Origin of the sequence: Streptococcus infantis, from assembly GCF_001579645.1 — a bacterium.
GTDB lineage: Bacteria > Bacillota > Bacilli > Lactobacillales > Streptococcaceae > Streptococcus > Streptococcus infantis_E.
In genome coordinates this window covers 28,041-37,727 of the sequence record NZ_KQ970818.1, presented here as the reverse complement: position 1 = coordinate 37,727, position 9,687 = coordinate 28,041, and the positions used below count along the sequence as shown (strand labels likewise).

At 37.0% G+C, this 9,687-nt stretch carries 11 protein-coding genes and 1 pseudogene; 4 read left to right on the top strand and 8 right to left on the bottom strand.

Annotated features, from left to right (window positions below; all coding sequences use genetic code 11):
• Positions 1–109 precede the first annotated feature (109 nt).
• The 5 genes and pseudogenes from SINDD18_RS00220 to SINDD18_RS00200 form a co-directional block, all read right to left on the bottom strand.
• Complete coding sequence (locus tag SINDD18_RS00220) at positions 110–229, bottom strand: PncF family bacteriocin immunity protein (RefSeq protein ID WP_061863213.1); 120 nt, start codon at positions 227–229, stop codon at positions 110–112.
• 2 nt (positions 230–231) lie between these two features.
• A complete protein-coding gene (locus SINDD18_RS00215; RefSeq protein WP_061862670.1) occupies positions 232–462 on the bottom strand; it encodes a Blp family class II bacteriocin in 231 nt (76 codons plus the stop codon).
• Positions 463–1,123: 661 nt separating this feature from the next.
• Positions 1,124–1,638, bottom strand: a pseudogene (tnpA, locus tag SINDD18_RS00210) (IS200/IS605 family transposase).
• Positions 1,639–1,944: 306 nt separating this feature from the next.
• Complete coding sequence (locus tag SINDD18_RS00205; protein WP_061862669.1) at positions 1,945–2,139, bottom strand: hypothetical protein; 195 nt, start codon at positions 2,137–2,139, stop codon at positions 1,945–1,947.
• Between the two features lie 10 nt (positions 2,140–2,149).
• A complete protein-coding gene (locus tag SINDD18_RS00200; RefSeq protein WP_049550811.1) occupies positions 2,150–2,362 on the bottom strand; it encodes a hypothetical protein in 213 nt (70 codons plus the stop codon).
• A gap of 522 nt (positions 2,363–2,884) precedes the next feature.
• Between SINDD18_RS00200 and blpA the strand changes: the two genes are divergently transcribed.
• From blpA to blpC, 3 genes are read left to right on the top strand one after another with little or no spacing between them, the layout of a single operon-like run.
• Positions 2,885–5,038: a peptide cleavage/export ABC transporter BlpA gene (gene blpA / locus SINDD18_RS00195; RefSeq protein WP_061862668.1), complete on the top strand. Its 2,154-nt coding sequence runs from the start codon at positions 2,885–2,887 to the stop codon at positions 5,036–5,038.
• A 10-nt stretch (positions 5,039–5,048) separates the two neighbouring features.
• A complete protein-coding gene (locus SINDD18_RS00190) occupies positions 5,049–6,410 on the top strand; it encodes a bacteriocin secretion accessory protein (RefSeq protein WP_061862667.1) in 1,362 nt (453 codons plus the stop codon).
• Positions 6,411–6,466: 56 nt separating this feature from the next.
• Positions 6,467–6,622 carry a quorum-sensing system pheromone BlpC gene (gene blpC / locus SINDD18_RS00185; protein ID WP_061862666.1) on the top strand — a complete coding sequence of 52 codons (156 nt, stop codon included), beginning with the start codon at positions 6,467–6,469 and terminating at the stop codon, positions 6,620–6,622.
• 43 nt (positions 6,623–6,665) lie between these two features.
• Here the strand turns inward: blpC and SINDD18_RS00180 are convergent, their stop codons facing one another.
• Genes SINDD18_RS00180 through SINDD18_RS00170 form a run of 3 tightly spaced genes read right to left on the bottom strand, consistent with a single transcriptional unit; the run spans position 6,666 to position 9,100 of the window.
• A complete protein-coding gene (locus SINDD18_RS00180; protein ID WP_061862665.1) occupies positions 6,666–8,006 on the bottom strand; it encodes a sensor histidine kinase in 1,341 nt (446 codons plus the stop codon).
• A 13-nt stretch (positions 8,007–8,019) separates the two neighbouring features.
• Complete coding sequence (locus tag SINDD18_RS00175; RefSeq protein ID WP_061862664.1) at positions 8,020–8,757, bottom strand: response regulator transcription factor; 738 nt, start codon at positions 8,755–8,757, stop codon at positions 8,020–8,022.
• A 4-nt stretch (positions 8,758–8,761) separates the two neighbouring features.
• Positions 8,762–9,100 (bottom strand): LytTR family DNA-binding domain-containing protein, encoded by a 339-nt coding sequence (locus SINDD18_RS00170; RefSeq protein ID WP_061862663.1) that lies wholly within the window; start codon positions 9,098–9,100, stop codon positions 8,762–8,764.
• 276 nt (positions 9,101–9,376) lie between these two features.
• Here SINDD18_RS00170 and SINDD18_RS00165 point away from each other — a divergent pair.
• A partial coding sequence (locus tag SINDD18_RS00165; RefSeq protein WP_065203258.1) for a helicase BlpT occupies positions 9,377–9,687 on the top strand: 311 nt, incomplete at its 3' end.

Genomic DNA, 9,687 nt, shown 5'->3' with positions numbered 1-9,687 from the left:
GTTTGTAGACTTTTCATCCTGCTATCACATATCATTTTGACAGCCGAAACAATATTAAAGAAACTCCCCTGTAGATTATGCTAGCAAATACAGGGGAGGGATTTATTTTTCAGGGGGTACTATCTGTATTCTTTTTGGGAGATTTTGAAAATATTTTTTTAATTAAATCATCCATATAAGGACTAAATACACCAACTACTAAACCAATAATAAAACTCTTAAAATCCATAATTACCACCAACATATTGCTACATAGGCTACACCTCCAAGTATAGCTCCTCCTGCATCACCAGTTGCAACGCCTTGCCATGTTCCTGTTTTAATTCCTAGTTGAAGACCTCTTGCTACTCCTCCTCCAACACCTGCTTTAGCAAAATCTCCCCAATTGCAACCGTCACCTTCAACGCAAGCAAGCATCTCAGTAGCCATAACAGAAAATTGTTCCATCATTTTTGTATCCATGATGAATACCTCCATTTTATTTTTAATTTTTGTCCTGTTGCAACTTTGACAAGTATAGTATAGCATTGTCAAAGTTGCAACAGGACAAAAATCTATGTTCAGAGTTGAGTGTCATTAAGAATAAGATTTATTATGTATCTATTTTTTATGGTGTATTACTATTTTCTATTGGATTAACATCAAAAGTATTTGTCTTTACCAGCTTAACTTCAATAACTATGATAACTCTATCCATAATAGGACTTTTTAAAATTAAACGCAAGGACAAGGAGTAAATATGTTAGAATTAAATTTCAATAAATTAGAGGAAATGTATCCGACTGCATGCTATCAGCGAGTGGTGCGCTAGGTACGATAGCTAGCGTAGGAGCAATAACAGGTCCCGTTGGCTGGGGTGTCGCACTAGTTTCTGCAGCAGGCTTTGGCTTCCTAACGGGATATAATTGCGCTGCTTTATATTTAAAAGGAGATTAAAGATACATATGATTTAGAAAGTTATAAAAGAAATATCTTATACAAATCATAACTACCTGTCAAACGGGTGGTTTGTCCCAGGGCTATAAGCACAAATTACCAGCCAGCGCCTAAAGACGCTGGCTTTCACTTTGTTCAAGCCTTATTGCTCTTGACTCGTCACTTGCCTCTCAAAGAGGCTTTAGTATTACTTACCACTATCCCTAAAGGGATTCTCATATTCTTTTACACTTAATTTATCTAGTGCTATATCATACTTTACTCGTTCTCAAATTTTCATACTCGTGAAGAAATCATCCACTGGATAATTTCTTTACTCTTGAATAAATTTCTTAATTGTGGCTTCATTAAGCCCTACTGTACTTACATAATAACCTTCCGCCCAGAAATGGCGATTCCCAAACTTGTACTTGAGATTGACGTGGTTTTCAAACATCATGAGTGCACTTTTACCTTTTAAATACCCCATGAAACTTGAAACACTTATCCTTGGTGGAATACTTACTAACATGTGTACATGTTCTGGCATTAAGTGAACCTCGATAATTTCAACTCCTTTATAATTACACAAGCGATGAAATATTTCTCCTAAACTACTTCGATATTGATTATAGATTACTTTTCGTCTATACTTAGGGGTGAACACAATGTGATAGAACACATCCACTTTGTGTGCGATAAACTATGAGCCTTTTGTGCCATATTTTTCTCCTTTCGCTTTACAATTGGCTTGAACACCTTTATTGTATCGCGTTCGGAGTTTTTTGGTATAACCTTCGACGCGCACCCGCATAGCGGGTGGTTTATTTGTCTCGCACCTCACGGAGCGAGACGGACTAATAGTCACATAACAAGGCAAAAAGCAACGGTTTTAAAGCCGTTGCTTTTTGCATGAGTCAGAGAGAGTGTTATCTCAGGCTCTATTAAAACTGTATCAAAACCACAAGTTGAGTCACAATATTGTATATTTAAAATGTTTAAGAGTAATTAAACAATGAAAATAATAAATTAATCCCCGTGAAGATATAAACTAGTACATGCATAGCCTAATCTAAAACCAGCTGCACCTGCCACAAGCAAACCTGCCAAACCAGCAGGTCCTGCCGCAATTGCTAACGCACTGGCACCAATACCATACGCACAATCAGCAATGTTCCCACCTCCAGAAATTTCTTCTAGAGTAGTTTGATCAATATTTTTCATAATTATCTCCTTAATCACCAGTGTGATACCATGCACCACAAGAATATCCTGTGCCAAATCCAGTAGCCGCTGCTCCAACCGCCAGCAGTGCAAAAGTTCCCCAGCCAATCGGACCTGAAGCGGCTGCTAAAATGGCACCACTCATGCCAATTCCGGTCGCACAAGACAACGCATTTCCTCCGCCAACAACATTTTCTAAGTCATTAATAGCTAAATCAATCATTTTTTCTCCTTTTGTATTTCTTATAATTAACATGACACGATATAATGGAAGTAATAATTAACACACCTCCAATAATAAAGTTTAATAAATCCTGATGTTCTACAACTACGTACAGACCAAATAAACATAGGCCAAATTGCGAACTACAGTTTTGAAATTTCATCAAGCCCCCCATTTTACAAAATTGATATACACTCTAATCTGGTTCATACAATATACTTTATAAGTATTTACTATGAGTAAAACCTGTAAGATTGATACATTTCTTTTTTGTCTTGTTGCAACTTTGACAAGTTTAGTATATCATTGTTTTTTAAAATTTTTCATCCAAATCTTGAATTGTCATCGAAACGTCTTAAATTAGCTTTTTTATTTAAAACCACCTCTAAAATTTTTTTAAAAGATAATTTCTAATCACTTTTTTACCATTCAGGAAGTTTCAATGACTATTCAAGATTTTATAAGATATGAACTTATTATTATGGCATAATATACCTATCTACTATATGAAAGGAATTGCCAATGACTTCTTATAAACGTACATTTGTTCCTCAAATAGATGCTAGAGACTGCGGTGTTGCTGCCTTAGCCTCGATTGCTAAATTCTATGGTTCAGATTTTTCTCTAGCTCACTTGAGAGAACTTGCAAAGACCAATAAAGAAGGAACGACTGCTCTTGGCATTGTAAAAGCCGCTGATGAAATGGGCTTTGAAACAAGACCTGTTCAAGCAGATAAGACGCTCTTTGACATGAGTGATGTCCCCTATCCATTTATCGTTCACGTTAACAAAGAAGGAAAACTCCAACATTACTATGTTGTCTATCAAACAAAGAAAGACTATCTGATTATTGGTGATCCTGACCCTTCTGTAAAAATCACCAAAATGTCAAAAGAACGCTTTTTCTCTGAATGGACTGGAGTAGCTATTTTTCTAGCTCCCAAACCCAGCTATCAACCCCATAAAGATAAAAAGAATGGTCTACTAAGCTTCCTTCCTCTGATTTTCAAGCAAAAATCTCTCATTGCTTACATCGTTCTCTCAAGCTTATTGGTCACGATTATCAATATCGGTGGTTCTTATTATCTTCAAGGAATCTTGGATGAATACATTCCAAATCAGATGAAATCAACTTTAGGAATCATCTCAGTTGGTCTGGTTATAACCTATATCCTCCAACAAGTCATGAGCTTCTCCAGAGATTATCTCCTAACCGTTCTGAGTCAAAGATTAAGTATTGATGTGATTTTATCCTATATTCGCCATATTTTTGAACTTCCTATGTCTTTCTTTGCGACACGTCGTACAGGGGAAATCATTTCACGGTTCACAGATGCCAACTCTATCATAGATGCCTTGGCTTCTACCATTCTCTCTCTTTTTCTTGATGTCTCCATTCTGATTCTTGTAGGGGGCGTCTTACTTGCACAAAACCCTAGTCTCTTCCTTCTTTCTCTTATTTCCATTCCTATATACATGTTCATCATCTTTTCTTTTATGAAGCCTTTTGAAAAAATGAACCACGATGTCATGCAAAGTAATTCTATGGTTAGTTCTGCCATCATCGAAGATATTAACGGGATTGAAACCATCAAGTCACTCACAAGTGAAGAAAATCGCTACCAAAATATAGACAGCGAATTTGTAGATTATTTGGAAAAGTCCTTTAAACTCAGCAAATATTCTATTTTACAAACGAGTTTAAAGCAGGGAACAAAATTAGTTCTGAATATCCTTATCCTATGGTTTGGCGCTCAATTAGTCATGTCGAGTAAAATTTCTATCGGTCAGCTGATTACTTTTAACACACTTCTTTCTTACTTTACAACTCCTATGGAAAATATTATCAACCTCCAAACCAAACTCCAATCTGCGAAGGTCGCTAATAACCGTTTGAACGAAGTCTATCTAGTCGAATCTGAGTTTCAAGTCCAAGAAACTCCTGTTCATTCACATTTTTTGATGGGCGATATTGAATTTGATGATCTTTCTTATAAGTATGGTTTTGGACGAGATACCTTAACGGATATTAATCTAACGATTAAACAAGGAGATAAGGTAAGCCTGGTTGGAGTTAGTGGTTCTGGTAAAACAACTCTAGCCAAAATGATTGTTAATTTCTTTGACCCTTACAAAGGACATATTACCATCAATCATCAGGATATTAAAAACATTGATAAAAAAGTCTTACGACGTCATATTAATTACCTGCCTCAACAAGCCTATATCTTTAATGGCTCTATATTGGAAAATTTAACCTTAGGAGGTAATCATATGATTAGCCAAGAAGATATTCTAAAAGCTTGTGAATTAGCTGAAATCCGTCAAGACATTGAAAGAATGCCTATGGGCTATCAAACCCAGCTCTCTGATGGAGCTGGTCTATCAGGAGGACAGAAGCAACGAATAGCCCTCGCTCGTGCTCTTTTAACTAAAGCTCCTGTTTTAATACTAGATGAAGCTACTAGCGGTCTTGATGTCTTGACTGAGAAAAAAGTTATAGATAATCTTATGTCCCTAACTGATAAAACCATTCTCTTTGTAGCCCATCGTCTCAGTATAGCCGAACGAACTAATAGTGTTATTGTTCTTGACCAGGGTAAAATCATTGAAGTTGGTAGTCATCAAGAGTTAATGAAGGCGCAGGGCTTCTACCATCATCTATTCAACAAATAAGGGGAATGTTATGAATCCTAATCTTTTTAGAAGCGTCGAGTTTTATCAGAGACGTTACCATAATTATGCGACAGTATTAATCATACCACTTTCATTACTGTTTACTTTCATCGTGATTTTCTCCCTTGTTGCTACAAAAGAGATTACTGTTACATCGCAAGGAGAAGTCACTCCTACAAGTGTCATTGCATCCATTCAGTCAACCAGTGATAATACTATCTTAGCTAATCATTTAGTGGCAAATCAAGTAGTTGAGAAAGGTGATTTACTCATCAAATACTCTGAAACAATGGAAGAGAGCCAGAAAACTGCCTTAGAAACTCAATTACAAAGACTTGAGAAGCAAAAAGAAGGACTTGGAATTTTGAAACAAAGCTTAGAAAAAAATACCGATCTTTTTTCTGGTGAGGATGAGTTTGGCTACCATAATACCTTTATGAATTTTACCAAACAAGCTCGTGATATTGAACTGGGTATATCAAAGACTAACACTGAGGTTTCAAATCAAGCCAACCTTGCCAATAGCAGTTCATCAGCTATCGAACAAGAAATCATAAAAATCCAACAACGAATTGGAGAATATGAAGAACTGAGAGATGCTATCATAAATAAAAAATCTCGATTACCAACTGGTAATCCACACCAGTCAACCTTGAATAGTTATCTTGTAGCATCACAAGGACAGACACAAGGAGCTATAGATGAGCAATTTTTCTCTCAAATTAATCAAAGTGTTACAGGTCTCGAATCATCTATCGCCAATCTTAAAATTCAACAAGCTGGTATTGGAAGTGTAGCAACTTATGACAATAGTTTAGAAACCAAAATTGATGTACTTCGCACTCAGTTTTTACAGACAGCTTCTCAGCAACAACTAACCGTGGAGAATCAATTAACAGAATTAAAAGTACAACTAGATCAAGCGACACAGCGCTTAGAAAACAATACCTTAACCGCTCCAAGTAAAGGTATCGTTCATCTGAACAGTGAATTTGAAGGTAAAAATAGAATTCCAACTGGTACAGAAATTGCTCAAATATTCCCTATTATAACAGATACAAGAGAAGTACTAATCACTTACTACGTATCATCTGACTATCTCCCCTTACTAGATAAAGGACAAACTGTAAGATTAAAGCTTGAGAAGATTGGAAATCATGGCATTACCATCATCGGCCAACTTCAGACAATTGATCAAACTCCTACCAGAACAGAGCAAGGAAATCTCTTTAAATTAACCGCTCTTGCAAAACTATCTAATGAGGATAGTAAACTCATCCAATATGGCTTACAAGGTCGCGTCACTAGTGTAACTGCAAAGAAAACATATTTTGATTATTTCAAAGATAAAATTTTAACACATTCTGATTAATTTTCAGATAACACTCTATAACTATTTATTATCTTATAAAACAGGAGAATTGTAACATGGATAAGAATCAAAATCTAACCTCATTTCAAGAACTAACAACTACCGAACTCAACCAAATTACAGGTGGAGGATGGTGGGAAGATATCTTATACAGCCTTAATATAATTAAGCATAACAATACGAAAGGACTTCATCATCCAATACAACTATAAAAAATAAGACCGAGAAACAAGCACTCTCGGTCTTATTTTTTCATCATTCTATAGGTATCATAGTAAGCACCTGACGAAAGACTTGATCTTGACAGGTGGTATTGAGACTAGCATTGGGATAACTTTCCACAATCTTCATGACAGTATAAAGACCAACACCTCTGTCCTCCCCTTTAGAACTAACTCCAAAAGAGAAGATTTCAGAAATATTTATGCCCTCTTCTTTGATGGAATTTTCGATGATGAAGGTCTCCTGTGCTCCACTTTTTAAAAAGGCGATTGAAACATGAGGTTGACTGGCCTCTACACTGGCTTCAATGGCATTGTCACAAAGGATAGATACGATGGTCAAAAAATCAAGCAGGTTCATACTCTCGACTTGAATCTCCTCAGGAACTTCGACATTAAAGACAATGTCCTTTTCTCTAGCTTTTATAAATTTTCCAGCTAGAAGATTTTTGAGGGCACGATCCCGAACATTCACCAATCTGCCAAGGTCATATTTATTGTCCTGCAATTTTTGGCTGGAGTCCTTCAAGACGGAGTCGTAGACCTCTTTTATCTGCTCTATATCCTCCTCTTCAATGCCTAGTCGTAAGCTGGTCAAGAGGTTGGTGTAGTCATGGCGAAAACTCCGTACTTCCTTGTAAAGCTCCTCTATATGCAGACTATACCGCTCCATATCTTTGTAGCGCAAGTCCTGCTCTTGGTCCAGTCTCTCATGGAGTTTGTCCTTCAAATAGGTATCCAATTTCTTGATAACCCCCATAAAAAAGAGTAGGTAAAACACTAGGATGAGATGGCGAACAGTCGTTGATTGAATACCTTGCTCATATTCAAAGTAAGACAGACTTTGTATCACCAAATAGTAAGCCCCCATTATCCAGTTAATCTGAGTCAGGGACTTTTGAAAGGCTTTATCTAGAATCTCCCTTCTCAAACTAGTAAAATCATAGTCCAACCATTTCAAAAAGGCTAGAGAAATGAAGAAATTGAAAATTATTATACATAACCCAGTAAATGAGTAGTCATCATATACTTGCCCTTGTCCCAAAAATGGAAGCACAAAATAGGAGACCCCTCTATAAAAGAGATTCACCAATATCATTGGAAAGAGACCATAAAAGAAGAGAAGTTTTTTAGGAAGCCCTCTTAACAGTAAGAAAGACAAGCCGATGCCATACAAGGGTTCCATAAAATAAGATAGGTAAATATTTCCTACTATATAGCCAATCATTACAAAAACAAAGGCCAACAGTATCTTAAAAAGAAAGGCCTTAAAAATCCTCTCGAAAGTGAGACCAATTCCATCCACCTTAAAGAAAATGACAATTTCTAGCCCATTAGTAATAAGTGTATGCAATAATATCCAAGCAATATTCATAAACTCTCCTAGCTCAATGTAAGTTATTGATAGCCTCAGACACTTCCCTGACCTTATAACGCGCGATCAGACAGCTTCCGCTATTAGGAAAGAAAAGGAGTTTTTCTTTCTTATCCAAACGAACTACATTGGTTGGATTGATGAGGAAGGAGCGATGGCACTGCAAGAGACGTGGCTCCTGCTTGAGAACCTCCTCTAAACTCGCCGTAAATTCCAACCTGTCTGTCTTGGTATAGAGGATAACACGATGGGGTCTTGGGGATGTTTCGAGATAGTAAACCTCTTTAAAAGGATACTGGAATTGAGCAAATTTTGATTTAAAGTAAAAGCAATCGTCCGCCAGACTTTTACTATCTTGACTATTGGCATAGAGGAGGGCTGTCTCGATACGAGATTCAAACTCCTCTGCCGACAAGGCCTTATCAATGTAGTCCAAAGCTGAAACTTGGTAGCGAAAAGACAGGGGCATAAACTCTGAGTGAGTCGTCACAAAGACAATCAGGGCATAAGGATCCCGATCCCGAATCTTTCTAGCCACTTCCAGACCCTTCATCTCTTCGTTTCGAATCTCAATGTCCAAAAAGAAAAGCTGATGCGCCCCCTTCTCATGCACCTCTGCCAGCAGTTGGTTTGGCTTGCCAAAAACTTCAAAAGAACTGGGAATGATACTCTGTTTTTTCAAAAGTTTTTCAATCGTCGTTTCAATTCTTGCTTGTTGGGAAAAATCATCTTCTAAAACAAAAATTCTCATCTTCTTACTCTCCTTCTTTCAACCATTTTTGGCGAATTTCTCTATAACGACGTCTGGAATACTGAACAGCATATCGACCTTCTTCTCCAAGAAAAAGAGTCTTTGATTGGAGTTCCATGGATTTTACTCGTTCAAGGTTGACCAGACAATTCCGATGACATCTCGTTAAGGTTTCCCCATATTGTTTCTCAAGCTTGCTTAAATTTTGAAACAGATCAAAGCTAGCGTCTTCTGTAACAATCTGCACGGTATGGGCTTTACTTGGATGCGTTTGGATATAGTAGATATCCTTTATGTTTAATTTGAAAATTTCTTTCTCTTTTTGGATGATAATGTAGTTCATGGATAAAACCTCCTAAAAAGAGGATAGCATAAATCTAGAAACTATTTTTCACCAAATCCTAAACGGTCCTCAAAAATTCCTAAAGTGTTGAAGTTTTTACTAAATAACCACGATAACCTTACAACTATTTTATCATAAAATCCCGCTATTACCATTCAGGAAATTTCAATGACAATTAAAGATTTGTAGATAAAAAAAGAGTAAAAAGTGATAGGCTATGATTAGAAAGACAAAGGCTTAAAACAACTTTAAAACCATCACAAAGGAGGAATTCTCATGACGGATCCAGCCCCCATCAAAAAAGCTCAGACACTGATAACTGAGTTAAACAAAGCTTACCAAGTCTGCAAACAAGCAACAACTGACGATGTCCGCTTTCAGGAGCAACTGGACAATATCCTCCGCTTTCTCTCTAAAGCTGAGACAGTGGATAATCGATTCTTGATTGAGCTGGAAAAATTTTACCAGACTTCCAGTCTTCTCATGGGCCTCAGTGCTCTCAATCCAGACGCTCCTACTCGCGCCGCTTGGAGAGCCTATGACCGCTTTCACTTTGACCAAGTCAAAACCAAGTTGAGTCTCTACGG

Bases quoted from the DNA above. Each gene is read 5' to 3' on its own strand.
- SINDD18_RS00220 (WP_061863213.1), bottom strand. From the start codon at position 229: ATGGATTTTAAGAGTTTTATTATTGGTTTAGTAGTTGGTGTATTTAGT.
- SINDD18_RS00215 (WP_061862670.1), bottom strand. From the start codon at position 462: ATGGATACAAAAATGATGGAACAATTTTCTGTTATGGCTACTGAGATG.
- SINDD18_RS00205 (WP_061862669.1), bottom strand. From the start codon at position 2,139: ATGAAAAATATTGATCAAACTACTCTAGAAGAAATTTCTGGAGGTGGG.
- SINDD18_RS00200 (WP_049550811.1), bottom strand. From the start codon at position 2,362: ATGATTGATTTAGCTATTAATGACTTAGAAAATGTTGTTGGCGGAGGA.
- blpA (WP_061862668.1), top strand. From the start codon at position 2,885: ATGACTTCTTATAAACGTACATTTGTTCCTCAAATAGATGCTAGAGAC.
- SINDD18_RS00190 (WP_061862667.1), top strand. From the start codon at position 5,049: ATGAATCCTAATCTTTTTAGAAGCGTCGAGTTTTATCAGAGACGTTAC.
- blpC (WP_061862666.1), top strand. From the start codon at position 6,467: ATGGATAAGAATCAAAATCTAACCTCATTTCAAGAACTAACAACTACC.
- SINDD18_RS00180 (WP_061862665.1), bottom strand. From the start codon at position 8,006: ATGAATATTGCTTGGATATTATTGCATACACTTATTACTAATGGGCTA.
- SINDD18_RS00175 (WP_061862664.1), bottom strand. From the start codon at position 8,757: ATGAGAATTTTTGTTTTAGAAGATGATTTTTCCCAACAAGCAAGAATT.
- SINDD18_RS00170 (WP_061862663.1), bottom strand. From the start codon at position 9,100: ATGAACTACATTATCATCCAAAAAGAGAAAGAAATTTTCAAATTAAAC.